The organism is Sphingomonas phoenicis, from assembly GCF_047238005.1.
Lineage (GTDB): Bacteria > Pseudomonadota > Alphaproteobacteria > Sphingomonadales > Sphingomonadaceae > Sphingomonas.
This window is the reverse complement of record NZ_JBDFMC010000002.1, coordinates 3494567-3521162: the sequence shown is the minus strand read 5'-3', so window position 1 is coordinate 3521162 and position 26596 is coordinate 3494567. Positions and strand designations below refer to the sequence as shown.

Here is a 26596-nt window from a genome sequence, read left to right as displayed (position 1 = left end):
CTGCCTGTCGTGCGTCCGACCCCTGACGCTGATGACAGGAGCACGGAAATGGCGATCTTCAACAAGGATATGATCGAACTGGCCGGCAAGAACGACCTTTGGCGGAAAGAGGTCTATCGCGACGCCAAGGTCCAGATCGTGCTGATGAGCATACCGGCGGGCGAGGAGATCGGGATGGAGACCCACCCGGCCGACCAGACCACCTTCTTCGTCGAGGGCGAGGCGCAGGTCGTGATCGACAGCCACTCCACGAAGGCGACGCCCAACCACATGATCGTCGTACCCAAGGGGTCGAAGCACAATATCGTCAACAAGGGCGCGGGCACGCTGAAGCTTTTCTCGGTCTACGCTCCCCCCGCCGAGCCGGAGGGCGCCGCCTTCCGCACCAAGGCGGAAGCGGAGGAAGCGGAAAAGGGCCTGCTCGCCAAGGCGGCCGACGCGGTGAAGGAGGCGATCGGACGATGAAGCTGTCCGGCCACCGCGTCGTCATCACCGGCGCATCGAGCGGCATCGGCGCCGCCACTGCCCTCGCCTTCGCCGCGAAGGGTGCCCGGCTGGTGCTGGCCGCGCGTGGCCAAATGGGTCTCGACGACATCGCCCGGCGTTGTCGCGCAGTGGGGGGAACGGCGGAGGTCCACGTCGTCGACGTGACGGACGCCGCTGCGGGCGCCGCCCTCGCTGAGAAGGCCCGGACGCATCTTGGCGGCATCGATCTCTGGTTCAGCTGCGTCGGGGTCGGCGTGGTCGGCATGTATCACGACGTGCCGATCGCCGACCATGCCCGCGTCGTGGCGGCGAACCTGCTCGGTCACATGAACGACGCCCATGCCGTACTGCCGATCTTCCTGGCGCAGGATCGCGGCACCTGGGTCAACATGATCTCGGTCGGCGGCTTCATCGCCACGCCCTATGCAGCCGCCTATGCTGCCAGCAAGTTCGGGCTGCGCGGCTTCAGCGAGGCGCTGCGGGGCGAGGTATCGAAGAACCCGCACATCCACATCTGCGATGTTTATCCTACCTTCGTCGACACGCCCGGCATCGACCATGCCGGCAACTATACCGGTGCGCGCCTGTCGCTGCCGCCGGGATCGCTGGCGCCGGAAACCGTCGCGAAGGCGGTGGTGCGGCTCGCCCGCCGCCCGCGCAACACGACCGTCGTCGGCGCGCCCGCCCTCGCGTTGAAGCTCGGCCAGTTCGCAGCGCCCAACCTCGGCGCGGCGATCATGAACGGCTTCATGGACGTCTGGTCCGACCGGGCGCAGCCGACGGACGATGTCAGCGGCAGCCTGTTCGACCCGCCCGCCGGTGCCGCCGGCCCCGATGGCGGTCGCCGCCATCCGGAGCGCCGTCGCAAGGCCGCGGCCGCGGCCGGTGCCGCGACCGCCGCGGGCATCGCCGCGGCCGCGGGCGCCTGGCTGTGGAGTCGTCGCCGGTGACCTGATGGTCACGCGACGCTATCATCGGCGGCGATGACTGGTGTTCCGGACCCGAAAGGCAGGCGTGCGCCTCGCCGCGACGCGCAGGAGCGCCGGGAGGCGCTGATCGTCGCGGCCGCAGCCTGCTTCGCCAGCGACGGTTACGGCGTTCCGCTCGAGGTCGTTGCCGAACGCGCGGGTGTCGGTCGCGGAACCTTGTACCGCAATTTCCCGGACCGGGAGGCGCTGGCGCTCGCCATCTTCTCCCGCGAGGTCGACCGGCTGGAGGCAGCGCTGGATCCGACCGCATCGATCGCCGGCACGATCGCGGCGATGGTGCGGATGGGCGCACCTGCCGTGTCGCTGTTCGCCCGCATCGCCGCTGAACTCCACCACGGCGACAGCAATCTCACCGCCTTCCGCGCGATCGGGGAACGGCTGGAGCGCGTCGTCGCCCCGGCAGTCGGTCAGGCCCAGGCGCGCGGCGAGATCGACGACCGGATCACGCCGCGCGATGTCGTGATGGCAATGCGCATGGCCGGCGGGCTGCTGCTGCCGTTCATGGACGAGGACGAGGTGACCGATCAGCTTGCCGCGGCGATGTCGCTGCTGTTCGAGGGTCTTCGCCCGCGCTGAGGCCGGGGGCATCGGCGGTCCAGCCCAGCCCCAGCGCCTTGTTCACCGCGATGTAGCTGCCGCTCAGTTGCGCCTTGGCCTGCGTCACCGCGATCGCGGTCGACAGCTGCCGCCGCTCGATGTCGAGCTGGTCGATCAGCGTGCTGGTCCCCGCCGCCACCCGTTGCCGGTTCAGTGACGACGCCCGCGCCGCCGTGGCCTGCGCACGGACCAGCTGTCCCAGCTGCGCGCGCGTATTGCCGAAGCGGGACAGCGCGTTCTCGGCATCCTGCAACGCTTCCAGCACGGTCTGGCGATACGTCGCCGCCGCCTGGTCGCGCTGCGCCTCCGATGCGGCCGTCGCCGCGCGGTTGCGTCCGAAGTCCAGGAACGACCATGACAGCGACGGCGCCGCCAGTGCCGTCAGGTTATCGAGGTCGAACACGTCGCCCGGCGACGTTCCTCCGAGCCCCAGCAATCCCAGGAACCGGATGCCGGGCAGCTCCTTGGCCTTGCTGACCCCGATCCCGGCCGTGCTGGCCTCCAGCTGCCGCTCGGCCGAGCGGATGTCCGGCCGGCGCGCGATCAGCGCGGCGGGATCGCCGATCGCCACCGATGCCGGTGGCAGCGGAACCGCGACCACCCCACCCAGCGTCGCGTCCAGCGCACCGGGCGCACGGCCGGTCAGCACCGCCAGCTGATTCAGATACTCGTCCGCCTGCGCGCCCAACGGGATCGCCTGCGCCTGCGTATCCTCCAGCTGTCCCTGCAGTCGCTCGAGGTCCAGCTGCGACGCCGTCCCGCGCGCCAGCCGCTGGCGTGACAAAGCAATCTGCTGTTCCTGCAACCGCGTCGATGCGGCGTTCAGCCGGATCCGTTCCTGCACGTCGCGCAGACCGACATAGGCCTGTGCGACCTGTGCGGACAGCGAGACCTGAACGTCGGCGAGGTCCGCTGCCCGCGCCGCCGCGGTCGCGCGCCGTTGCTGGGTACTGCGCCGGCCGCCGCCGAACAGGTCCAGCTCCCACGACGCGTTCAGCCCCAGATTGTAGAAGTTCAACGCCGTGCCCGACGACGACCCGGCCGCCTGTCCGCCACCCTCGCCGCCCTGCGCGCTACCCAGCGCCACACCCGGCAGATCGGCATGGAGATAGGTGGCGTTGGCGCTGACGCTCGGCAGCTGGCCGGTCCGTTGCTGGCGCAACTGCGCCTGCGCCTCGCGGATGCGGGCGGTCGCCTGATCGATCGTCGGGCTATGCGCCAGCGCATCGTCGACCAGCCGGGTCAACGTCGCATCGCCCAGCGCTTCCCACCAGCGGGCCAGCGCCGGCGCCGCCGTCGACACTTCCCGGGGAGCGCGAACGAAGCCGGGCATATCGGACGCGACGGCCGGTGGCCCGTGATAATCGGGGCCGACCGTACAGGCGCCCGGCAGCGTCGCGGCGAGCAGCAGGATCGCTTTCTTCATCAATGCACCATCGCCGGTCCAGCCGTCTTCGGCAGCGGCTTCAGGAACAACACCAGCGGCAATACCGCCAGCGTGCCCACGCCCATGATCCAGAAGATATCGTTGTACGTCATCGTCAGCGCCTGTGCCTGGATCTGCTGCGACACCAGCCGCAGGCCCGCGGCCCGGTCGGCGACCGTGCGGCCAATCGCACCGACATAATCCTGCACGGCCGGGCTGTTCGCGTTCAGGCTCTCCTCCAGCCGGCGCGAATGGAGCCACATTCGCTTGTCCTGCAGGATCGAGATGCCGGCCAGCGCGAAGCTGCCGCCAAGATTGCGGAATGCGTTGAACAGGCCCGACGCGTCGCCCGCATCCTCGCGCGGCACCGATCGCACCACCGCCTGGCTCAGGAACAGCATGCCGAGGATCTGGCCGACCCCGCGCAACAGCTGCGACACGGTGAAATCGCTGCCGGTCGACGCCGCCGTCAGGTTCGCGTCGAGCAGCGCCGACACCCCCATGATCAGCAGCCCCGCCGCCACCGCGATCCGGATATCCAGCGTTTTCAACAGGACGGGCACGATCGCCATCATGAACAGGCTGGGGATGCCGGACAGCAGCACGACCTTGCCCGCCTGCAACGAATTATAGTCGGCCAGTGCCGCCAGAAACTGCGGGATCGCATAGCTGGTGCCGTACAGCACGATGCCGAGCACGACGCCCATCAGCGCGACCGAGCCGAACTGCCGGGCCAGCAGCAGCTTCAGCTTGATGATCGGCCGCCTGGCCGTCGCCTGTCCCCAGAACAGCAGGCCGAACCCGATCGTGCTGGTCAGGAACATCAGCCGGATCAGCTCGGAATCGAACCACTGCTCGCGCTGGCCATCCTCCAGAAACACGGTCAGCCCGCCCAGCCCCAGCACCAGTCCGGCGATGCCGAACCAGTCCGCCTCGCCGAACAGGTGCAGCTTCGCCTTCTCGTGCGGCAGGCCGACCAGCAGCAGCGTGATCAGCACCGCACTGATCGGCACGTTGATGAAGAAGGCATAGTGCCAGCTGATATTCTCGGTCAGCCAGCCGCCGATCAGCGGCCCCAGCACCGGGCCCAGAATGGCCGTGACGCCGAATGCGGCGATCCCGATCGGCTGCTGCTGCGGCGGCAGGCGCTGCGCGATGATCGTCTGCGCGGTCGGGATCATCGCGCCGCCGGTGAACCCCTGCCCGACCCGCCCGACGATCATCATCATCAGGTTGGTCGATACCCCGCACAGCACGGAAAAGGCGGTGAACAGCCCGGCCGCGATCAGCAGGAAGGTGCGCAGCCCCAGCATCCGTTGCAGCCAGGCCGACATCGGGATGATGACGATCTCGGCGACCAGGTAGGCGGTGGCGATCCACGTACCCTCGGTCCCGCTGGCGCCGATCTCTCCCTGAATGGTTGGCAGCGATGAATTGACGATCGAGATGTCCAGCGTCGCCATCAATGCGCCCAGCGTCCCCGCCGCCACCGCCAGCCACGCGCCGAGATCCGCCCGCTCCGGCGCACCGCCTCTGGCGGCAGTCGCTCGGTTCATCGCCGCACTCGCCATTTCAGCGCGCTTTCCCGCGCCGGTCGGCCTGTTCCTGCTGTTCCCTGATCCGCGCGATCTCGTCACGGGCCCCGATGGTGTCGACCGTCACCGTCACCGACAGGCCCGGCACCAGCAGGCGCCGCGCCGCCGGTGTCGCCTCGATCGAGATTCGCACCGGCACCCGCTGGGTGATCTTGGTGAAATTGCCCGTCGCGTTCTGCGGCGGCAACAGCGAGAACTGCGCGCCGGTTCCCGGTGCCAGGCTCTCGACCCGGCCAGTCAGCGTCACGCCGTCCAGCGCGTCGACCTCGATCGACACCGGCTGCCCCGGCCGCATCAGCGCCAGCTGCGTCTCCTTGAAATTCGCGGTGATGTAGAGCCGGTCGAGCGGCACGATCGACATCAGCCGCGTACCCGCCTGCACATACTGGCCCACCGTCACCGTCTTGTCGCCGATCCTCCCGGCGATCGGCGCCGTCAGCCCGGTGGCGCCGACATCGACATTGGCGGCGGACAGCTGTGCCCGAGCCGCCTGCCCCTGTGCCTCGCCCTGCCGCACCTGGCTGCGATACGAGGCGACGCGCCGCTCCTGCATCGTCACCGCCGCCGCCTGCGCCCGGACATTGTCGGCCGACTGCCGCGCCGTCGCCTCCAGTTGCGCCAACGTAGCCCTGGTCTCCGCGCCCGAGGCGGCGAGCGGGCGATAACGCGCGACCTCGCCGGCATCGTACGCCGCCTTGGCCCGGGCCGCAGCCAGTTGCGCGCGCGTCTGGTCGATGGCGGCATATTGCTCGCGGATCTGCGCCCGTGCCGCATCGGCCTGCGCCGCGGCCACCGCGATCTGCGCGTCCGCCTGCGCCGCCTGCGCGCGCGCATCGCGCGGGTCGATGCGAACCAGCGGCTGCCCCGCCCGCACATCCTCGTTCTCGCCAACCAGCACCGCGGAGACATAACCGGCGACCCGCGGCGACACGGTGACCATGTCCGCCTCGACCCGCGCGTCGTTGGTCTCTTCCAGATACCTGCCATGGCTCTGGTACCGAACGAACCATACCACGCCGACCGTCAGCGCGATCGCCGCCACCACCAGCAGGATCAGCCTGGCCCGCCCGCTCAGCTGCCGGCGGGCGGGCTTCTCCGGCGCCTGGTCGGGTACGTCGTCGGCTGGCGCGGGACGCTCGTCACTCATCGGCTTCGGCCCTGTGGCTGCGGGAACGGACAGCCACCGCCAATAGGCCGGTCGTTAAGCGGACACAATGTCCACTTTGGTGAAAACCGGTCCCGTTCCCGTTACAGCAGCTTGTCGAGCGTGATCGGCAGGTCGCGCACCCGCTTGCCGGTCGCATTGTACACCGCGTTCGCCACCGCCGCGCCGACGCCGGTGATGCCGATCTCGCCGATGCCGTGCGCGCCCATCGGCGTGTGCGGATCGGCGATGTCGGTCCACATTACGTCGATCTCGGGCACGTCCAGATGAACCGGTATGTGGTACTCGGCGAGACTCGGATTCATGATCCGGCCGTTCCGTTCGTCGAACTGCGTCTCCTCCATCAGCGCCATGCCCAGCCCCATGATGATGCCGCCACGGAACTGGCTGCGCGCCGTCTTGGCGTTCAGGATGCGGCCGGTGTCGAACGAACCCAGGAACCGCGTGACCCGCGGTTCGCCGGTGATCGCATTGACGCGTACCTCGCAGAACATCGCCCCGTGCGAATGCATCGACCAGTGCATCGTCTCCAGCGGGGGTGACGCCTGTTCGGCCGCGACGACCACCGTACGCCGTGCCCGGTCCAGGATCGAGGCATAGGTTTCGCGGCGCCCCGGCTCGTCCAGCTTGACGAGCGCGCCGTCCTCGCTGCCCACCTCGTCCGCCGACAGGCCCGCCAGCGCCGAGTCGTTTCCCGCCAGCTTCAGCAGCTCGGTCACCAGCGCCCGGTGCGCGGCGATCACCGCCGCGCCGATCGCCGCGGTTTGCTGCGACCCGCCGGCCATCACCGCGCCCGGAATGATCGAATCGCCGTACCCGATCTCGACCCGCTCCATCGGCAGGCCCAACCGCTCCGCCGCGACGATCGCTGTCGTCGTCGTCGTGCCCATGCCCATCTCGTGCGCCGCCACCTCGACCAGCGCGGTCACGCCCGCACCGCCGTCACGGGTCAGCGTGATGCGCGCCGCTGCGCCCGGCATCCGGTAATAGGGATAGGTGGAGGTGGCGCAGCCCATGCCGATCAGCCACTCTCCCTCGCGCCGGCTGCCCGGCACCGCCTGCCGCCGGTCCCAGCCGAACCGTGCCGCCCCCGCGCGCCATGCCTCGACGATGTTCCGCGACGAGAAGGGCAGTCCCGAAATCGGGTCCTTGTCCGGCTCGTTGCGGATCCGCAGCTCGATCGGATCCATTCCCAGCTCAACCGCCATTTCGTCGATCGCTGATTCCAGCGCGAAGGTACCCACCGCCTCGCCCGGCGCGCGCATGAAGGTGTTGGCGAGCATGTTCATCGTCGCCACCTCCACCTGCAGCTTGATCGCGCCCGCCGCATAACCGGCACGCGTGCCCAGGATGAAGGGCTCGGGCATGTTGTTGTGCGGCGTCATCGCGACGGTGCCGGTATGGATCAGCGCGTCGAAGCCGCCATCCGGCTGCGCGCCGATCGCCACCCGCTGCTCGGTCAGCGTCCGTCCGCCGACGACGCGGTAGACGCCCTCGCGCGACAGCACGATCCGCACCGGCCGGCCGGCCATCTTCGCCGCCGCCGCGCCCAGGATCTGGTGATCCCACAATCCCTTCGCCCCGAACCCGCCCCCGACGAAGGGAGAGGTGACGCGGACCTGCTCGGGCGTCAGGTCGAACACGCCCGCGACGGTCGCTGCCTCCGCGGTCACCATCTGGCTGGCATCGTGGATCACCAGTTCGCCGTCCTGCCACAGGATCGTCGCGGCATGCGGCTCGATTGCGTTGTGGTTGTGGCGCGGCGTCCGGTACAGCTGGTCCACCCGGTGCGGCGCCGCGGCCAACGCGGCGTCGGCATCGCCGATCGTGTCGGCCAGCTTCTGGCCCATGAAGTTGCCCTGCTCCACCCCAGCCGCCCGCGCCTTCGCGAACGAGGTGGTAGACGGTTCGGCGGCATAGCTGGTGCGGATCAGCGAGGCGGCATGATCCGCCTGCTCCTGCGTCCCGGCCAGCACCAGCGCGACCGGCTGGCCGTTCCAGTGGATGCGGTCGTCCTGCATGATCGGCAGGTCGCTCGGCCCCGCCGCCATCGGCGCCGATCCGAATACCGCGGGCGGCTTCATGCGCGGGGCGTTCAGGTGCGTCATCACCAGGACCACGCCGGGTGCGGCCTCGGCTGCGGACGTATCGATCGCCGTGATCCGTCCCCGCGCGATCGTGGCATAGGACAGCGCGGCATAGGCCATGCCGTCCAGCGCCACCTCGGCCGCGAACCGCGCCTCGCCCTTCACCTTCAGCGGCCCGTCCAGCCGCGATACCGACGTGCCGATCAACCCGTGCTTGTGCCGGATCAGCGGATCGGGCGTCCCGCCCGGGATCCAGCTGTCGGGGGCCAGCGGCACCAGCTTCGCCATCGCCGCCTGTGCCGCGGTCTGTGCCGCCAGCTTGGCATCGTCGACGATATTCATGCCGCATCTCCCGCCAGCTCGCCCAGCACGGCGACGATCGCCCGCTTGGCCAGCTCGATCTTGAACCCGTTGTCCCGCAGCGCGACCGCATCGGCCAGCTCCGCCTCCGCCGCCGCGTGGAACGCCGCCGCGGTCGCCGGCCCGCCGCGCAGCGCCGCCTCCGCGTCCGCCGCCCGCCACGGCTTGTGCGCCACCCCGCCCAGCGCGATCCGCACATCGGCCACGCGGCCGTCCTCCACCGACAGGGCCGCCGCCACCGAAACCAGCGCGAACGCGTACGATGCCCGGTCGCGTACCTTGCGATAGCTTGACTGCGCCGCGACGGGCAGCGCCGGCAGCTCGATCGCCGTGATCAGCTCGCCCGGCTCCAGCACCGTGTCGATCGCCGGATGCTCTCCCGGCAGCCGGTGCAGTTCGCCGAACGGCAGCGTCCGCGATCCGCCGCTGCCCTGCAGATGCACGGTCGCATCCAGCGCCGCCAACGCGACGCACATGTCGGACGGATGGGTCGCCACGCATGCCGTCGATGCGCCCAGGATGGCGTGGATGCGATTGAACCCCTCGACCGCGTCGCATCCCGATCCGGGCGCCCGCTTGTTGCAGCGCGACCCTTCCGTATCGTAGAAATAGGTGCATCGCGTCCGCTGGAGCAGGTTGCCGCCCACCGTCGCCATGTTGCGGATCTGCGCCGACGCACCCGCCAGGATCGCGCGCGACAGCATCGGATAACGGGCGCGCACCGCCCGGTGCTCCGCCAGTGCCGTGTTCCGCACGCCTGCGCCGATCATCAGCCCGCCGCCCTCAGTCTCCTCGATCGCCACCGACAACCCGGTCACGTCGACCAGCGCGGCCGGACGCGCCACCGTCTCGCGCATCAGGTCGACCAGGTTCGTGCCGCCACCCAGATAGGCCGCACCCTCCGCCCCCGATCTCAGCGCCTCCGCCACGTCGCCCGCGCGCGTATAGCTGAACGGCGTCATGCCCCGATCTCCGCCGCCAGCCGGGGCAGCGTGCCGCCGATCGCGTCGATGATCCCGTTATGCGCGCCGCACCGGCACAGATTGCCGCTCATCCGCTCCTGCAATTCCTCGCGGGTCAGCGTCGTCCGTTCCGCCGTCAGGTCGGCGGTGACATGGCTGGGAACCCCGCGTGCCGCCTCCCGCGCCATGCCGATCGCCGAGCAGATCTGCCCGGGCGTGCAATAGCCGCACTGGAACCCGTCATGGTCGATGAACGCCTGCTGCAGCGGGTGGAGCGTGCCACCCTCCGCCAGCCCCTCGATCGTCATGATCGCCCGCCCGTCATACTGGACGGCCAGCGCCAGGCACGACACGATCCGCTCGCCATCGACCAGCACCGTGCAGGCGCCGCACGCCCCCTGGTTACAGCCCTTCTTGGTTCCGCTCAGCTGCAGCCGCTCGCGCAGCAGGTCGAGCAACGAGACACGGGGATCGTCGGGCAGCGGCACGACGGCACCGTTGACGGTCATCGGCATGGCGTTCTCCTTGATTTGCCACAGCCTTCACCCGCCCGCGCGTGCGGTCAAGCGCGCGGTGGTCGCATCCGCGACGACCGGTGGGAAGCGCCCGCCACGGGGTTGCGCATCGCCGGCGGAACCCGCACGATCGCCGCTTCGCACCCGCCCCCGAAAGGTCGACGATGACACGCCACGCCCTCCTGCTCCTGCTTGCCGCCCCCGCGATGATCGCGGCCAGCGCGCCGCGCATCCCCGCCGCGATCGCCGCGGCGGTCGCCGCCCCTACCCGCACCGCCACCAACGTGGCGCGCGATCGCTATCGCCATCCGGCCGAAACGCTCGCCTTCTTCGGGGTCAAGCCGACCGACACCGTGGTCGAGATCTGGCCGGGCGGCGGCTGGTATACCGAGATCCTCGCGCCGCTCACCGCCCGTGGCGGCACCTATTACGCGGCAGGTCCGTGGGAGAAGGGCCTGAACGGCGTCCGCAATCTCCAGTCGGGGCACGCGGGCACCTATGGCAAGGTCAGGCTCGCCGCCTTCCCGCCCGAAGCGGGGCAGGCCGGCGTGCCGGACGGCAGCGCCGATGTCGTCCTCACCTTCCGCAACGTCCACAACTGGCGGTTCGGCGGCGCCGATCGCGCCCGCGCCATGTTCGCGGGCATGTTCCGCATGCTGAAACCGGGCGGCACGCTCGGCGTCGTCGAGCATCGCCTGCCCGAGAACCGCGACGCCGCCGCCGAGGAGAAGAGCGGTTACATGAAGACCAGCAGCGTCGTCGCCTTCGCCACCGCCGCCGGCTTCAAGCTCGCCGGCCGGTCGGAGGTGAACGCCAACCCGCGCGACACGGCGAACTGGCCGGACGGCGTGTGGACGCTGCCGCCCAGCTACGCGTTGAAGGATGTCGATCGCGCGAAATACGCCGCCATCGGCGAGAGCGACCGCATGACCCTGAAGTTCGTCAAGCCGCGCTGACGGCTGCCGACGACGGGACGGCGTGTCGGCGGTGGATCACCCGCCGATCGTCATCCCGATCGTCCGCGCCTCGCCCGGCGCCAGCATCGCCGCCGCGCCGCGGTTGACGGCATCGGGCATCGCGGTGACCGGCTCGACGCAGAAGAACTCCTCGCCCGGCGGCACATAGACGTGGAGCAGGCCGGTTCCCGTACCCCGCACGACCACATCGCCATCGTCCCGCGCGATCCGCACGGTGCCGTCCCAGCCGGTATAGCAATGGTCGACCAGATCGGCCCGTTCTAGCCCGGCTCCCGCCGACCAGTCGCCCAGCGCGTCGGCAGGCACAAGTTCGGTCGGCAGCATCGCCGCATCCGCCAGCCACACGCCCTCCGCCGCGAACCCGATCGATCGCACGCCGGTGCGCGTGAAATAGGGGTGGAACCCCAGGCTGACGGGCATCGCCGCCGCGTCGCGGTTGGTCACCGTCAGCGTCACGGCCAGCCCTTCCGCGGTCAGCCGTACCGTCTGCACCGCGTCGTACGCCCATGGCCATGCCGCGCCGCCGCCGTGCGCATGGACCAGCGTCGCTCCCGCCGCGTCCGCCGCCTCGACCCGCCACGGGACCAGCCAGCCGACGCCGTGCAGCGGATGCACCTGTCGCGGATGATTGGGCGCCAGCCTGACCTGCCGGCCCCCCGCCGCGAACGCGCCGTCCGCGATCCGGTTGGCGTAGGGCACCAGCGCGAAGCTCGCCAGATCGAACGGATCGTCCGCCCCCGCTCCGGTCCGCGCCGGCGTCGGCCGCAACACGTCGGCACCCCGTCGGCGCAGCGCGGTGATCGCGCCGCCCGCCTCGGGCCGCAGCTCGGCCGACCAGCCTCCCGCCGCCAGCGCCAGCGTCAACCGACCATGTCCTCCAGCTCGCGCCCGCGCGTCTCGTTGACCATCGCGCGCACGAACACGTACGACACCGCCGCCGCCGTGGCATAGCCGACATAGGTCACGGCCAGTCCGGGCGAGACGACCAGCGACGGGAAGCTGACCGAGATCGCGGCGTTTGCGATCCACTGCGCGAAGCCCGATACCGCCAGCGCCGATCCGCGGATCTGGGTCGGGAACATCTCGCCCAGCATCACCCACATCACCGGGCCCCAGCTGCCGTTGAAGAAGACGACGTACAGGTTCGCCGCGACCAGAGCGATCACCCCGGAATTACCCGGCAGCGACACGGCCCCCGTGGCATCGGTCACCGCGGTCGAGAACGCCCAGGCGACCACGCCCAGCGTCACCGTCATCCCCGCCGAGCCGATCAGCAGCAACGGCTTGCGCCCGATCCGGTCGATCAACGTGATCGCCAGCAGGCAGGCACCGATCGACAGCACGCCCGACAGGATGTTGATCTGCAGCGAATTATCCTCGGTGAAGCCGACGGCCTCCCACAGCGTCGCACCGTAATAGAAGACGACGTTGATCCCCACCAGCTGCTGGAACACCGCCAGCCCGACACCGACCCACAGGATCGGCCGGATCCGTCCGGTCCGCTTGTCGACCAGGTCGGACATTGTCGGGCGGTGGTGATCGCCCGCCAGGCTCGCGCGGATCTCGCCCACCTTGCGATCCGCCTCGGCACCGCCGAACAGCCGCGCCAGCACGCCCCGCGCCTCGGTCTCGCGCCCCTTCACCATCAGGTATCGCGGGCTCTCGGGAATGAAGAACAAGGCGAACAGGTACAGGGTCGCCGGGATCGCCTGCAGCCAGAACATCCACCGCCATGCCGCAAAGCCGCCCCACAGCATCGCGGTCGATCCGCCGGCATAGCGGGCCAGCGCGAAGTTCGCGACGAACGCGCCGGTCAGGCCGGAGATGATCATGACCTGCTGGATGCTCGACAGCCGCCCGCGCACGTTCGCCGGCGTCACTTCCGAGATATAGACGGGCGAGGTCACGCTCGCCGCACCCACCCCGAACCCGCCGATGATCCGCGCGACGATGAAGATCGCCGAGGATTCCGCCGCACCGGCCAGCAGCGCCGATACGATGAACAGGACGGCGGCCACCATCATCGTGTTGCGCCGCCCGATCAGGTCGGACAGCCGCCCCGCCCCGAACGCGCCGATCGACGATCCGACCAGGATCGCGCCGACGTTCACGCCGATGCCCAGCCGGCCCAGCCCGAACGCCGCCTCCAGCCCCTTCTGCGTCCCGTTGATGACGCCGGAGTCATAGCCGAACATGAAGCCGCCGATGGTCGCGACGGCGACCACCATGCCGACCAGCGCCCGGTTGACCTGTCCTCCGTTGATCTCTCGCTGGTCGTTCACGCCCGCATCCTTCCCTTGTTGGTATCCGGCGCCTCTGGTCGGGCGCCGTTGTCGTCCGTTCGTTCAGCGCCAGCCGGCGTCGACGAAATAATCGTGGCCGGTGCACATCCGGGCGTCGTCCGATGCCAGGAACAGCGCCAGCGCGGCAACGTCCGACGGCTGGATGCGTCCGTCCAGGCACTGTGCCGCGACGATCTGCGCCTCGCCTTCGGGCGTGTACCAGCGTTCCTGCCGCGGTGTCTGGACGTTGCCCGGCACGATGGTGTTCACCCGGATGCCGCTGCGCCCCAGGTCGCGGGCCAGCGCGCGGGTCAGCCCCTCGATCGCGGCCTTGGCGGTCTGGTACAGGACCAGTTCGGGCAGCGCGAGGTGCCAGCTGATCGATCCGAAGTTCAGGATCACGCCCCTGCCCGCGCGCTTCATCGCCGGCGCCACCGCCTGCGCCGCGAAGAACTGGTGCCGCAGGTTGACGTTCATCCGCTCGTCCCAGAACGCGGGCGTGACGTCCTCGACCGCGTGGCGATCGTCGTTCGCGGCATTGTTCAGCAGGATGTCGACCCCGCCCAGCTCCGCCTCGATCCCGGCGAAGGTCTCGGCGACGCACGTCAGGTCGGTCAGGTCGCAGCGGCGGTACAGCGGCGCATGCCGCGCGTCGGCGGCCAGCCTTGTCGCCAGCGCCTCGCCCGCCGCATCGGTGATGTCGATGAACGCCACCCGCGCCCCCTGCGCCACGAACGCCTCGACCAGTCCGGCGCCGATGCCCGACGCGCCGCCGGTGACGATCACCGCCTTGTCCTCGAGGCTCGGATAGCTGGCCCGCCCGGTCGAACTCGTCTGCTGCAACATGGTCTTCTCCGGATGGGTCATGCCGCGAGCAGCCCGCGGCGTGCGAGGTTGCGCATCAGGTCGCCGATGCCGAAGGACCAGGCGGGCGCATCGCGCGAGGTGGTGACGGTGTTGACCAGCGTGCCGAGCCGGGCGCTGGCGATGGTGACGACGTCGCCGGGCTTGTGGGTGAAGCCGCGCCCGGGCTCGTCGCGGTCCTGGGTAGGGGCGAACAGCGTTCCGCAGAACAGCACCAGCCCGTCGGGATAGTGATGCTCGCTCAGCGCCTGGCGCAGCAGTTCCTCGGGATCGCGGCTGATCTCGCGCATCGTGCTGGCGCCCTCCAGCACGTACCCGTCCTCGCCCTCGATCGTCAGCGCGATGTCGGCGCTGCGCACGTCCTCGATGCCGAAGCCCGCATCGAACAGCCGCACGAACGGCCCCAGCGAACAGGACGCGTTGTTGTCCTTCGCCTTGCCCAGCAGCAGTGCCGAGCGCCCCTCGAAATCGCGCAGGTTCACGTCGTTGCCCAGCGTCGCGCCGACGATCGCGCCGCCCGCATCGGCGACCAGCACCACCTCGGGCTCGGGATTGTTCCAGGTCGAGTCCGACCGGATGCCGACCGCGGCGTTCCAGCCCACCGTCGAGAGCACCGGCGACTTGGTGAAGATCTCCGCGTCCGGCCCGATCGCCACCTCCAGATACTGCGACCACATGCCGCTCGCGATCAGCGCCTCCTTCAGCGCCGCCGCCTCGGCCGTCCCCGGCACCACCGAGCGGATGCCGCCGCCCAGCGCCGCCTCCAGCCGCGCGCGCACCGCGCCGGCACGGCCATGGTCGCCGCGCGCCTGCTCCTCGATCACCCGCTCCAGCGCCGACACCGCGAAGGTCACGCCTGCCGCCTTCACGCATTGCAGGTCGATCGGGCTCAGCAGCGTCGCCGGATCCAGCGCCTCCAGCGGTCCTGCCGCCTCGCCGCCGTCGAAAGTCCCGCCCGCGATCAGGTCCGCCACCGTCGGCGCCACCCGGCTCATGTCGTGCACGATCCCGCCGCGCACCACCACCGGCGTCGGCCCCTCGCCGCGGTCCACCCGGCCCACGAACAACCCGTCGCGCCAGTCCGCCGGCATGGCCCGTATCAAACCGGCCCGATCCTCAGCCACCCCACCTCTCCCATCTTTGTTAGCGGTATCGTCGATGCCACGGATACCGTCAAGGGAGAGCCATGCCTAACGGCCTGCGATCAATCGCGATACCGCAGATGCTCGACCAGCAGCGCGAACGCCGCGGAATGCTGGCGACGGCTGGTGTAATAGAGGTGATAACCGGGAAAGGGCGGTGTCCAGTCGGCCAGCACCTGCACCAGCCGCCCGTCCGCCAGCGCCTCCGCCGCCTGATCCGCCATGACATAGGCCAGGCCGAAGCCCGCGCATGCCGCCTCCAGCACCAGCGCGCCGGTGTTGAAGATCAGCTGCCCGTCGACGCGGACGCGCAGCTCGCGCCCGTCCTTCTCCATCTCCCACGCATACAGCCCGCCGGCGCTGTCCAGCCGCCGGTTGATGCAGCGATGCTGGGCGAGATCCTGCGGCACGACCGGCGGCTCGTGGCTCGCGAGATAGGCGGGCGATCCCACCACCACCAGTTGCAGGTCGGGACCGATCCGTACCGCCACCATGTCCTTGGCGACCTGTTCGCCCAGCCGCACGCCCGCATCGAACCGGTCGGCGACGATATCGGCGATGGCGTTGTCGGCGTGCAGTTCGACCTTGATGTCCGGGTAGAGCGGCAGCATCCGGGCAAGTGCAGGCCACACCACGGTGCGGGCGGCATGCTCCGATGCGTTGATCCGGATCGTTCCCGCCGGTGTCGCGCGCAAATCGCCCAGCGCACTCAGTTCGGCGGCGATGTCGTCCAGCGCCGGGCGCAGCGTCCGCAGCAGCCGCTCGCCCGCGTCGGTCGGCGCCACCCGCCGCGTCGTCCGGGTCAGCAGCCGCACGCCCAGCCGCGTCTCCAGCCGTCGCAGCGTATGGCTGAGCGCCGATTGCGAGGTGCCCAGCTTGGCGGCGGCGCGGGTGAAGCTCTCCTCCTCCGCCACCATCAGGAAGGCGTTGAGATCGACCAGCTCCTCGCGCCGCATCCGCCCCGCTCCTACCTGTTGACGCTGCGCTGCAGCTCCGCCGGGTACCGGTCGCCCTGCACCGGGATCCGGGCCAGCGCCTCGTCCAGCGCCGCCAGCGCGGCCGCGCTCAGCTCCAGCGATGCGGCACCGACATTCTCGTCGATCCTGTGCAGCCTGGTCGTCCCCGGGATCGGCACGATCCAGGGCCGCTGCGCCAGCAGCCATGCCAGCGCCACCTGCGCGCGCGTCGCGCCGATCCCGTCGGCGATGCCGCCGATCGTGTCGATCAGCCCCTGGTTCGCGCGGCGATTCTCCGCCGAGAAGCGCGGCACCTTGTTGCGGAAATCGTCCTTGCCGAACTCGGTCGCCGCGTCGATCGCCCCGGTCAGGAAGCCACGACCCAGCGGGCTGAACGGCACGAAGCCGATGCCCAGCTCCTCGCACACCGGCAGCACCGTGTCCTCCGGCTCGCGCCACCACATCGAATATTCGCTCTGGAGCGCCGCGACCGGCTGGACCGCATGGGCGCGGCGGATCGTGTCCACGCCTGCCTCGGACAGACCGAACTGCTTCACCTTGCCCGCCGCGATCAGCTCGCCGACCGCGCCGGCGACGTCCTCGATCGGCACCGCCGGGTCGACGCGGTGCTGGTAGAACAGGTCGATCCGGTCGGTCCGCAAGCGCTTCAGCGACGCGTCCGCCACCGCCCGGATGTGTTCGGGCCGACTGTCCAGCCCCTGGTCCATCGCCCCGTTCGCGAAGCCGAACTTGGTGGCGATCACCACCTGGTCGCGGATCGGCGCCAGCGCGCGGCCCACCAGCTCCTCGTTGACGAACGGGCCATATACCTCGGCCGTGTCGAAGAAGGTCACGCCCCGCTCGTGCGCGCCCCGGATCAGCGCGATGCCGTCGTCCTCGGATACGGGGCTGCCATAGGCATGGCTCAACCCCATGCAGCCAAGACCCAGCGCCGACACGCGCAAGCCGCTACGGCCCAGTTCACGTTGTTGCATCATACCTCCTCCGGACGCCCGCGGCGCCGCCGATGATCAGACGCCCCAGATAGGAAATGCACGAACCCTGCATTAGCCGCAGCCGACCGATTGAACCCATGTCCGGCGTTCATCAATCTGGCGGGCTCAACCCCGCCGCCGGCCCGCCCGTGCCCGCTCCAGCCACCATGCCAGCGACGCGACCGCCAGCCAGCCCAGGAACCACGGCCAGGACGATCCCCGCTCGCCCTGCCCTGCCGGCTCCGCCCCGCGCGGCACCGCGCCCCCGGTCAGCGCCATCGTCGCCTCCCGCCGCATCGCCGCCCGCACGCCGGCGAGCGCACCGGCCGGCTGGACATAGACGGGCCGCGACAGTCCCTGCCCGCCGGCCAGCGCGTGCCAGCCCGCCTCGCCCGGCCAATATCCCGCACACCCGCCCGCCGCCGGATCGGGGATCAGCACCGCTCGCGCACCCGACGGCGCCGTCATCGTCGCCGTACCCGGCGGCAGATCGCACACCGCCATCCGCTCGCCGGCGCGCGCCAGCGGCCCGACCCGCACCACCGGCCGCGTATCCGGCCGCGCGATCGCGGAGACGATCCCGCTCCACCATTCGCCGTACCGGTCGCCGTGCCCGGCGCTCACCAGCCCGAAACTGTCCTCGACCAGCCACACGCCGACGCGGCCCCGCCCCGCCGGCCGCCATCCGCCCAGCAGCGCGCCGCGCGCGTCGCGGATCGCCGGAACCACGCCGCCGATCGCCGCCACCCGCCGCGTCAGCTCGGGCAGGTCGTCGCGTGGTCCCGCGGCCGATGGCGGCACCGCCGCGGTTCCCGCTCCCCGCCGCGCCTGCAACGCCTCGTCGCTCGGCGAGGCGGGGGCGAGCGCTACCGGCGCCGTCGCCGCGCCGCCGGCGATGTCGATGCCCATCGCCCGCCACTGTGCCCGCACGCCCGCCGGCAACGGACCCGTCACCCGCAGCAGGGCGCCCATGCCGCCCCGCACCGCCGCCGCCACCGCCGCCCGCTCGCCTGCGGCCAGTGCCGCCCAGCCGCGATCGTCGAAGATGACGACATCGGTCCGCGCCAGCGTCGCCGGGGTCAGCGCCGGGCCGTCGCCAATCCGCACCCCGGCGCCGACGCCCGCGCGCAGGTCCGGCACCAGCCCGGCGTCGGTCGCCCAGCGGCGCAGGAACTTCACCTCCGGTCCCGGCGCACCCGCGACGATGACGACGCGCGTCGGCGGCGGCGCGATCGCCAGCACCGGCACCGCTGCCTGCTCGACGACCGCCCGGTCGCTGCCCCGCACGCGCAGCGTGAACAGCGCCGCCCCCGCCGCCCGCGCCGTCCCGCCCAGCACCGCCTGCCCGTCCGCCCCCGGCACCACCCGGTCGACCAGCCGCCCGGCCGGATCGACCAGCTCGACCGACCCGCCCGCCAGTCGCGACACCGCCGCGCCGACCTGGAACATCGCCCCCGGCGCGACCGGCGCCGGCGGATACAGCCCCACGAGCCCGCGCGGCAGCGGCGGCGGATCGAACGCGACCGCGACGCCGCGCGCCGCCGCGACGTCCCGCGGCGTCAATCCGCCGCCCACCACCCGGATCGCCCGCGTGCCCGGATGCCGGCGCAGCGCCGTCGCCAGATCGGGCGCCGCTTCCGCCCCCGCCGGCGCCCCGGCCTCGGGCAACGCCACCAGCCGCTCGGCACCGCCTGCCGCCACGATCCCCGGCGCACCCGCGGTGGCCACCACCAGCGTTCCGGCCTCGCCCGCCAGCCGCGGCGGCAGCAGCGTCAGGTACAGCGATCCCGCCAGTACCGGCTGCACCGCCGCCAGCGCCGCGATCCGCCACCATGCCGCGCGCACCGGCGCCCGCCATTGCCACCAGCCCAGCCGCACCCAGCCGAGCAGGACCGCCGCGATCATCAGCGTCGCCAGCACCCGCTCGCCGCTCATCGCAGCGCCTCGACGTAGCGGCGCCCGGCCGCACCGCCCTCGGCACGCCGCCGCACCGTCGGCGCCGGCCGCGCGAGAACACTCCACAGCGCACCGCGCAGCCGCTGGCGGCACGCCCCGCATAGCGGATCGCGCCGCACCGCGTCGATCGCGGCGGTCAGCGCCAGCGGATCGGCGACCCGCGCCTCGTTCGCGCGCAGCCAGCGGGTCAGGCCGTCCAGCGGCACCGCGCCGCCCGCCAGCCCGCGCCATGCCTCCGCCGGTACGGCATCGACCGGATCGACCCGCAGCACCGGCAGCGCCGGCTGCCCGATCCCGTCGCGCTTGCCGGTCAGCCGCCGTCCCTCGTCGATCGGGGGCAATTGCGTCCCCGTCCGTTGCAGGAAGATGCGCGTCGCCTGCTGTACCTGCTTCAGGAAACGCAGCGCCGTGTTCGCGAAGGGCAGCGCCTTGCGCGGCTCGCCCTGACGCAGCGCCAGTTCGGACTGCCACATATTGTCCAGCACCTTGCGCAGCGTCGCGCGCGTGCCGGGGTCGAGCAGGGTCGCCGCCTCGGACTCGTCGTGCGTGTGGCCATATTCGGCGGTCACGTTCCCCGCATCGCCGAACACCGGGCTCGCCGGGGCTTCGCCGCCATGATCGTGCCCGTCATCGTCCCTATGCGCCGGCTCCGTTCCCTCCTCGGCATCGCTGGTCGGCATCGCCGCCGTCGCGCCGCCACCGGTCTCCTCGCCCATGAACTGGCCGTAACGCAGGCGCAGCAGCCGCTGGTCGGCGCCGATCGCGTCCGATCGGGCGACGAACGCGTCCGCGCTCAACGTGGCGCGCCGCGCGATCAGCGCCTCGGCATCGATGATGATCTGGCGCTGGCTGGTGAAATAGGCTGGCATCACTCGCCGCACCGATGCCTCCAGCCCGCTCTCGGCCAGCGCGGCGGGCGGGCGGCGCAGGATCAGGCTTGGCCCGCGCACCTGCTGCGGCGCCGGCTGGCGATTGTCGCTGACGATCAGCTGCGCGACCAGGTCGCCCGGCTCGTTGAAGCCCATCGTGCCCAGATCGATCCGCGCCGCGAAGCGTCGGCGGCGGGGCTCCCCGCTGCCCCGGATCGCGATCGTCCGCTCGCGGAACGACACGTTCTCGCCCTCGCCCTGCGCCACCACCAGCCGCAGCCGCGCGACCGGGGCCACCGCCACGTCGTCGGTCGCCTCGAACGCCAGCGACCACATACGCTGGCCGGGTACGACCGGCGACAGCGTCCGTGCCGGCTCCAGCACGCGGATGCGCGGCGGCTGGTCGGCGACCACGTCGATCCGGTGAAGCGGTGCCGTCGCCGTGCCCCCCGTCGCGGCGACGCGGTACAGGAACGATCGATCCGCCACCCGTGCGCCCGACCAGTCGCCACCGTTGGCCACCAAGGCCAGCCGCTGACCGTCGGGCGCCACCAGCGCCGCCCCCGCCGGCTGCGGGTCGAAGCGCAGCGTCCAGATCAGGCGCGATCCCTGTGGCACGCGCGCATCCAGCGTGTCGAGCGGCCGCGCCGGCATTCCGGTATAGCCCGGTGGCACCACCATCAGCCGCTGCCCCGTCAGCCGCGGCACGCCCGGCACCACCGGCCCGCCCTCGCGCGCCGGCGCCAAGGCGGCCCGCTCGGCCGCCGGCCACCACAGCATCGCCGCCACCGCCACGATCGCGCCCAGCCACATGGCGGCGATCCACCGTGCGGGCAGCGGCAGCGCCAGATCCGGCGGCGGCACCGCGGCCAGCCTTGCCTCCACCCGCCCGCGCTGCATGCGCTGCAACGGCCCCAGCGTCTCCGGCTCGGCGAACAGCAGGTCGCTGCTGTCCTCCAGGTCGCCACGCACCGCGTCCAGCGCCGCCACCAGCCAGCGCCGGTCGTACCGCGCCGCCCGCTGAGTCACCGCCCGGCCGAGCACCGCCGCCGCGATCACGACGACCGCCACCGCCACCGCCACGCCCGCCAGCCGCCACGCCGCCACGCCCGCGACGATCGCCACCGGCACCGTCAGCGCGAGATCGCGCAGCATCGCCCGCCGCCGCGCCGGTCCGGCCCATGCCCGTGTCAGCGATACGGCGCTCACGGCATCGCCCCCCGCCGCCGCGCCGTCGCCAGCCAGCGCTCGACCAGCCACAGGAGCGCGATCGCGATCGCCACCGGCATCCTCAGGTCGCGGACCGGTTCCACCGGCGCCGGTCCGCCGGTCAGCGGCGCATGATCGCGCGCCGCCACGACCGCCGGCGGCGGCAGCGGCGCCAGCATCGCGCGCAACTCGCCGGGGAAGCCGGCGTCCAGCAACTCGGGCATCGCCGCCAGGGTCAACTCGCGCGTCAGCCGCACCACCCGCCCACGCCCCAGTGCCGCGCCTTCCGCTAGCGGCATGCCGATATCGTCGCGCCACACCGGCACGAACCGCGCCGCAATGTCGGCATCCATCGGCACCAGCGCGGTCCCGCCCCGCTCCACCCAGTTCCGCACGGCGGGCGGCAACGCCCCGCCGGCCAGCCACACCAGATCGCGCGCACCCGGATCGATCGGCCGGTCGAAACCAGCCTCGGCGAAGCGCCTGCCCCAGGCTGCCGCCGCCGCCCGCCAATATCGTACCTGTCCCGCCCGCTCCGGCGCATAGCGGATCGTCAGGTCCGGCGCGGGCGGCGCGCCGCCGGTGTCGACCGCCCCACCGGGTACCACCCGCCAGCGCACCGCCCGCGACAGTCGCGGCCGCTCCCCATCCGCCCCCTGCAACCGCGCCGGCACCACCAGGGTCAGCGGCACGCCGGGCGGCAGGTCGGCATCAAGTTGGCGGATCAGGCTGTCGACCGGCCCGCGCCCCGCCGGCGCGGCGGCGTCGACCGACGGAAAGCCCGGTGCCAGCCACACCCGTCGCCGTCCCTCCGCCGCAAAGGGCGTCGTGCCCGGCGCGAACGCCACCACGGCGGTCCGGTCGGCACTGCCCGGCAGCACCGGGCGCGCCAGCCACAAGGCAATGAGCGCGATCAGCACCAGCCGCACGACCAGCAGCACCCGCTCGTCGAAGCGTGGCCGGTGGCGCGGCCGCGGCTTCTGCCGCAACCAGCGCAGCGCCGCGAAGTCGGTCGGCCGCGTCTCCGTCCGCCGCGCCAGATGGATCAGCAGCGGCACCGCCCACGCGGCCAGCGCCACAAGCGCCAGCGGTGTCGCCAGCACCGGCATCAGCCGCCGTTCCGCCCGAACAATCGGCGCAGCGGCGTGTCCAGCGGCTGGTCGAGCACCAGTTCCGCCCGCCTGATCCCGCCGGCGTCCAGCGCCGCGTGCAGCGCCGCCTGCGCCGCGCCGAACCGCGCGATGAACTCCGCCTTCAGCGCCGCGCCGTCGCCCAGCAGCTCCTCGCCCGTCTCGGGATCGCGGAACCGGTAACCGCCGTCGAACGGGAAATCCCGCTCTTCCATGGTCAGTATCTGGATCGCCAGCACCTCGCGCCCCGCCGCCGACAGCCGCACCGTCAGGTCGACCGCCGCCGGATCGAAGAAATCGCTGATGACGACCACCAGGTCGCGCGCGCCGATCCGTTCCCAGATCGGCCCCAGCGCCCGTTCGCCGGGCAGCGTCCCCGCCGCCCGCAACGCCGCCAGCTCCAGCCGCATCCGGTCGCGCGCGCGTGCCCCGCCATGCGGCGGCATCACCCGCATCGCATCGCCCAGCGCCACCAGCGCGAACCGGTCGCCCTGCATCACCGCCAGTTCCATCACGCACGCGGCCAGCGCCTTGCCCGCGTCCAGCCGCGACCAGTCCGGCCGGGCCGCGTCCGCCTGCGTCATCGATGCGCTGGCATCCAGCAGGATCCACGCCGCCACCGGGCTCTCCCGCTCCGCCTCGCGCACGAAGAAGCGGTCCGACCGGCCATACAGCTTCCAGTCGATCTGGCGCGGCTCGTCGCCCCGTTCGTACGGGCGGTACTGCGCGAATTCCAGCCCGGCGCCGCGGCTGGCGCTGCGGTGCGCGCCCAGTCCCCGGTCGCCCACCGCCCGCCGCGTCGCCAGCGTTAGGTCGCGCAACCGGTGCCGCACATCGGCCGGGATCAACTCAACCACCGGGGCCGCGCACTCCCGCCACCAGCCGCTCGACCACGGCATCGGCGCTCACGCCCTCCGCCTCGGCGGCGAACGACAGCAGCAGGCGGTGGCGCATCACCGGTCCGGCCAGTGCCGCCACGTCCTCGCGCGTCGCCGCCAGCCGTCCTTGCAGCAGCGCGCGCGCCTTCGCCGCCAGCACCAGCGACTGCCCGGCGCGCGGCCCCGCGCCCCAGCGGACATAGGCAGCGATCGTCGACGGCTGCGCCGCGTCGCCCGGCCGGCTGGCCCGCACCAGCCGGTTGATCCAGTCGAGCAGGTCGCCCGACAGGTGCACGTCGCGGACCAGTTGCTGGATGCCGATGATCTCCTCGCCCGCCATCACCTTCGGCACCGCCGCGCTGTGGTTGCCGGTGGTCTGCGCCAGGATGTCGCGCTCCTCCACCTCGGTCGGGTAATCGACGCGCACGTGCAGCAGGAACCGGTCCAGCTGCGCCTCGGGCAGGGGATAGGTGCCCGCCTGCTCCAGCGGGTTCTGCGTCGCCAGCACGAAGAACGGCGCGGGCAGGACATGGGTGACGCCGCCATAGCTGACGGTCCGCTCCTGCATCGCCTCCAGCAACGCCGCCTGCGTCTTGGGCGGCGTACGGTTCAGCTCGTCGGCCAGCAGCAGGTTGGTGAACACCGGCCCCGGCTGGAACCGGAAATGCCGCTTGCCGGTGCCATGGTCCTCCTCCAGCAGCTCGGTGCCCAGGATGTCGCTCGGCATCAGGTCGGGCGTGAACTGCACGCGGCGGAATCCCAGGTCCAGCGCCTGCCCCAGCGACCGCACCAGCAGCGTCTTGCCCAGACCCGGCACGCCCTCCAGCAGGCAGTGGCCACCCGCGATCAGCCCGATCAGCAGCTGCTCGACCACCGCCTCCTGCCCGACGATCGCGCCGCCGATCGCGGCCTTCAATCCGGTCAGCCGCGACAGCCGGTCGGCGATATCCGTCTCGTTCATCCGATCACCCGTTCAGCGCGTACATGACGATGTTGACTGCGAACTTCGTATTGTCCTCGGCCAGGAAGCGCTTGTTCCGCCAGTCGTAATCCCATTCGCACCCGTAATCCTTGTTGCTGTACAGCACGCCCGTCCGGCCATCGATGGCGATGCCCTTCAGGTAATCGTGCACCAGGTCGTCGCCCCAGCCGTTCAGCTCGAACGCGGTCGCCGGCGGCCCCGCCATCTTGAAGAAGCTGGAATACAGTGCGTGCTTCGGCGGCAGTTTCTGCAACGCGCGCGGCCCGAAGATCGCCGCCATCTGCCGCTCGAACGAGGTCGCGAACAGCCCGTCGATATCGTGGTTGCAATCGTCGACCAGCACGAACCCGCCATTGCGCACGTACCGCTCGAAATTGCGCCGCTCGGCGGGCGAGAACTCGACCAGCTTGTGCCCCGCCATGTAGCAGAACGGCGCCGTCAGCATCTTCGGATCCGACAACGCCAGCACCCGCTCCTTCGGATCGACGCGCAGGTTGGTATAATCGATCAGCGCGGTCAGCAGGTTCGCCGGCATCCGCTGGTCCACGTCCCAGTCGCCCGACTCGTACCGCAACCGCGTGAACCAGAAGTCGTAGGCCGGGGCGGCCACGGCACGCGGCGCAACACCCATCGCCACCGCCGCCGCGATGCCCTCTAGAAAGGATCTGCGCCGCACGACCTAATCGCCTCCCCGGCGAAGGCCGGGGCCCAGTCGGGAAGGCCTTTGTCGGGGCACGTTGCCGATCGTTGCAATCGTCCCCCGACTGGACCCCGGCCTCCGCCGGGGAGGCAGGAAACAGGCGGGAAAGCAGAAGATGAGCGAAGCGCCCCTCAAACCGCGTCCGACAGCGAGGTGAAGGTGAAGTCCCGCAGCTTCATCGGCGGCAGCATCATGATGAAATCGCCCTCGTCCGCCTTCACCCGCACCGGCTTGCCCAGCTCGTCGATGTTGTTGAGCATGATGACGGGCGATTCGTTGAAGCGGAAGTTCTTGACCGGATACTTGATCTGCCCGTTCTCGATATAGAAGGTGCCGTCGCGGGTCAGCCCGGTCAGCAGCACCGTCTGCGGGTCGACCATCCGGATGTACCAGGTGCGCGTCACCAGGATGCCCTTCTCGGTGCCCCGGATCAGGTCGGCGGTCGATTTGGTGCCGCCGCCCATGATGATGTTGCCGGGGCTGCCGACCGCCTTCTTGCCCTGCTTCTGCGCCCAGAACCGGCTATAGTCGAGGTTCACGACCTTGCCGTCCTTCACCACGTCCTGCCGCTCGCGGGGCAGGCCCTCGCCGTCCCATGGCAGCACCGGCGCGCTCGCGTCCCACGGATCGACCCACATGTTGACGCGCGGGTCGTACACCTGCTCGCCGATCTTGTTGCCGCCGCCCTTCTTGGACAGGAAGCTGCGCCCCTCGTCCGCCTCGCGCGCGCCGAAGAAGTTCATCATGAACCCCACCAGCCCGGCCGCCGCCGCCGGTTCCAGGATCACGGTGTACTTGCCCGGCTCCAGCGCGCGCGCGTCGGCGCTCGCCGCGGCCTTGCGCATGCCGGTGCGCACGTCGGTCGGTGCGCTGAAGCTGCCCGAGTCCTGCACGTTGCGCCCGACCCAGCCCGATCCGCGCCCGTCCTCGGTCCTGACGGTGCAGGTGTAATCCAGCCCGGTCGCCCGCTGGTACCCGAAATTGCCGTTCGAGTTGGCGAACGCGACGAAGCTCTGCCCGTCCTGCAGGAAACCGGCCGCGACCAGCTTCTCCGCCTTGCATGCGCCGATCGAATCGGCCGCCACCTTGGCGCGGTATTCGGGCGTGATCGCCGCCGTACCCGGACTGAACGTATTGCTCGGCCGGTACGTCTGCTTGGGCACCGCCGGCACGAACTCCGGGTTTTCCGGGGCCAGCTTCGCAAGGTCCTCGGCCCGCTTGACCACCCGGGCCAGCGACGCGTCGTCGAACTGGTTGATCGTCGCGGTGCCGACCCGCTTGCCGTACGCGACCTGCACGCCCAGCTCGGTGTTCGACACGATGCCGCTGGTCGACACGTTGTTCAGGGCGAAGCGGACATTGCCGTCGATCGAACCGGTCAGCTGCGCGGTGCACTCGTCGGCCTTCGACAGCGCGACGACCTTGGTCAGGATCGCGCGGGCCTGCTCTTCGGTGAGGATGCTCATGATCTATG

General features: G+C 71.2%; 23 protein-coding genes. 4 read left to right on the top strand and 19 right to left on the bottom strand.

Annotation, left to right across the window (positions count from 1 at the left end; all coding sequences use genetic code 11):
- The first annotated feature begins 48 nt into the window (after positions 1-48).
- The 3 genes from ABC319_RS17685 to ABC319_RS17675 are packed head-to-tail and all read left to right on the top strand — an operon-like array spanning position 49 to position 2051.
- The gene (locus ABC319_RS17685) at positions 49-465 is read left to right on the top strand and encodes a cupin domain-containing protein (protein ID WP_413071478.1); all 417 of its coding nucleotides are present in this window, start codon (positions 49-51) and stop codon (positions 463-465) included.
- Entirely contained in the window at positions 462-1436 is a 975-nt protein-coding gene (locus ABC319_RS17680) for an SDR family oxidoreductase (RefSeq protein WP_413071477.1), read from the top strand. Before ABC319_RS17685 ends, ABC319_RS17680 begins: the two co-directional genes overlap by 4 nt.
- A 33-nt stretch (positions 1437-1469) precedes the next feature.
- Positions 1470-2051, top strand: a complete 582-nt coding sequence (locus ABC319_RS17675; RefSeq protein WP_413071476.1) for a TetR/AcrR family transcriptional regulator — start codon at positions 1470-1472, stop codon at positions 2049-2051.
- Here the strand turns inward: ABC319_RS17675 and ABC319_RS17670 are convergent.
- The 6 genes from ABC319_RS17670 to ABC319_RS17645 all read right to left on the bottom strand — a co-directional run bounded on the left by ABC319_RS17670 (position 1975) and on the right by ABC319_RS17645 (position 10182).
- Complete coding sequence (locus ABC319_RS17670; protein ID WP_413071475.1) at positions 1975-3498, bottom strand: efflux transporter outer membrane subunit; 1524 nt, start codon at positions 3496-3498, stop codon at positions 1975-1977. The genes ABC319_RS17675 and ABC319_RS17670 overlap by 77 nt on opposite strands.
- Positions 3498-5054, bottom strand: a complete 1557-nt coding sequence (locus tag ABC319_RS17665) for an MDR family MFS transporter (protein WP_413071474.1) — start codon at positions 5052-5054, stop codon at positions 3498-3500. Before ABC319_RS17665 ends, ABC319_RS17670 begins: the two co-directional genes overlap by 1 nt.
- Positions 5055-5070: 16 nt before the next feature.
- Positions 5071-6240, bottom strand: coding sequence for an HlyD family secretion protein (locus tag ABC319_RS17660; RefSeq protein WP_413071473.1), 1170 nt, complete (start codon positions 6238-6240; stop codon positions 5071-5073).
- A 101-nt stretch (positions 6241-6341) separates the two neighbouring features.
- Positions 6342-8687 carry a xanthine dehydrogenase family protein molybdopterin-binding subunit gene (locus tag ABC319_RS17655; protein ID WP_413071472.1) on the bottom strand — a complete coding sequence of 782 codons (2346 nt, stop codon included), beginning with the start codon at positions 8685-8687 and terminating at the stop codon, positions 6342-6344.
- Complete coding sequence (locus ABC319_RS17650) at positions 8684-9667, bottom strand: FAD binding domain-containing protein (RefSeq protein ID WP_413071471.1); 984 nt, start codon at positions 9665-9667, stop codon at positions 8684-8686. Before ABC319_RS17650 ends, ABC319_RS17655 begins: the two co-directional genes overlap by 4 nt.
- Positions 9664-10182, bottom strand: a complete 519-nt coding sequence (locus tag ABC319_RS17645) for a 2Fe-2S iron-sulfur cluster-binding protein (RefSeq protein WP_413071470.1) — start codon at positions 10180-10182, stop codon at positions 9664-9666. The genes ABC319_RS17650 and ABC319_RS17645 overlap by 4 nt, the downstream gene beginning before the upstream one ends.
- Before the next feature lie 164 nt (positions 10183-10346).
- On the opposite strand from ABC319_RS17645, the gene ABC319_RS17640 reads away from it, so the two are divergent.
- Entirely contained in the window at positions 10347-11138 is a 792-nt protein-coding gene (locus ABC319_RS17640; RefSeq protein ID WP_413071469.1) for a class I SAM-dependent methyltransferase, read from the top strand.
- A gap of 36 nt (positions 11139-11174) precedes the next feature.
- Here the strand turns inward: ABC319_RS17640 and ABC319_RS17635 are convergent, their stop codons facing one another.
- From ABC319_RS17635 to ABC319_RS17575, 13 genes are all read right to left on the bottom strand, one after another.
- Positions 11175-12023 carry an aldose 1-epimerase gene (locus tag ABC319_RS17635; RefSeq protein ID WP_413071468.1) on the bottom strand — a complete coding sequence of 283 codons (849 nt, stop codon included), beginning with the start codon at positions 12021-12023 and terminating at the stop codon, positions 11175-11177.
- Positions 12020-13423, bottom strand: coding sequence for a sugar porter family MFS transporter (locus ABC319_RS17630; RefSeq protein WP_413071748.1), 1404 nt, complete (start codon positions 13421-13423; stop codon positions 12020-12022). Before ABC319_RS17630 ends, ABC319_RS17635 begins: the two co-directional genes overlap by 4 nt.
- An 81-nt stretch (positions 13424-13504) precedes the next feature.
- Positions 13505-14287: a D-xylose 1-dehydrogenase gene (gene xylB, locus ABC319_RS17625; RefSeq protein WP_413071747.1), complete on the bottom strand. Its 783-nt coding sequence runs from the start codon at positions 14285-14287 to the stop codon at positions 13505-13507.
- A 17-nt stretch (positions 14288-14304) separates the two neighbouring features.
- Positions 14305-15396, bottom strand: a complete 1092-nt coding sequence (locus ABC319_RS17620) for a fumarylacetoacetate hydrolase family protein (RefSeq protein WP_413071746.1) — start codon at positions 15394-15396, stop codon at positions 14305-14307.
- 113 nt (positions 15397-15509) lie between these two features.
- A complete protein-coding gene (locus tag ABC319_RS17615) occupies positions 15510-16403 on the bottom strand; it encodes a LysR family transcriptional regulator (RefSeq protein WP_413071467.1) in 894 nt (297 codons plus the stop codon).
- An 11-nt stretch (positions 16404-16414) separates the two neighbouring features.
- Positions 16415-17398, bottom strand: coding sequence for an aldo/keto reductase (locus ABC319_RS17610; protein ID WP_413071745.1), 984 nt, complete (start codon positions 17396-17398; stop codon positions 16415-16417).
- 126 nt (positions 17399-17524) lie between these two features.
- Positions 17525-19333, bottom strand: coding sequence for a carboxypeptidase regulatory-like domain-containing protein (locus ABC319_RS17605; RefSeq protein WP_413071466.1), 1809 nt, complete (start codon positions 19331-19333; stop codon positions 17525-17527).
- On the bottom strand, positions 19330-21432 hold the full coding sequence (locus ABC319_RS17600; RefSeq protein ID WP_413071465.1) for a DUF4175 domain-containing protein: 2103 nt from the start codon (positions 21430-21432) through the stop codon (positions 19330-19332). The genes ABC319_RS17605 and ABC319_RS17600 overlap by 4 nt, the downstream gene beginning before the upstream one ends.
- The gene (locus ABC319_RS17595; protein ID WP_413071464.1) at positions 21429-22541 is read right to left on the bottom strand and encodes a BatA domain-containing protein; all 1113 of its coding nucleotides are present in this window, start codon (positions 22539-22541) and stop codon (positions 21429-21431) included. Before ABC319_RS17595 ends, ABC319_RS17600 begins: the two co-directional genes overlap by 4 nt.
- Positions 22541-23419 carry a DUF58 domain-containing protein gene (locus tag ABC319_RS17590; protein ID WP_413071463.1) on the bottom strand — a complete coding sequence of 293 codons (879 nt, stop codon included), beginning with the start codon at positions 23417-23419 and terminating at the stop codon, positions 22541-22543. The genes ABC319_RS17595 and ABC319_RS17590 overlap by 1 nt, the downstream gene beginning before the upstream one ends.
- The gene (locus ABC319_RS17585; RefSeq protein ID WP_413071462.1) at positions 23412-24401 is read right to left on the bottom strand and encodes an AAA family ATPase; all 990 of its coding nucleotides are present in this window, start codon (positions 24399-24401) and stop codon (positions 23412-23414) included. Before ABC319_RS17585 ends, ABC319_RS17590 begins: the two co-directional genes overlap by 8 nt.
- Before the next feature lie 4 nt (positions 24402-24405).
- Entirely contained in the window at positions 24406-25098 is a 693-nt protein-coding gene (locus ABC319_RS17580; RefSeq protein ID WP_413071461.1) for a DUF4159 domain-containing protein, read from the bottom strand.
- A gap of 155 nt (positions 25099-25253) precedes the next feature.
- A complete protein-coding gene (locus tag ABC319_RS17575; protein ID WP_413071460.1) occupies positions 25254-26588 on the bottom strand; it encodes a TldD/PmbA family protein in 1335 nt (444 codons plus the stop codon).
- Between the last annotated feature and the right edge of the window lie 8 nt (positions 26589-26596).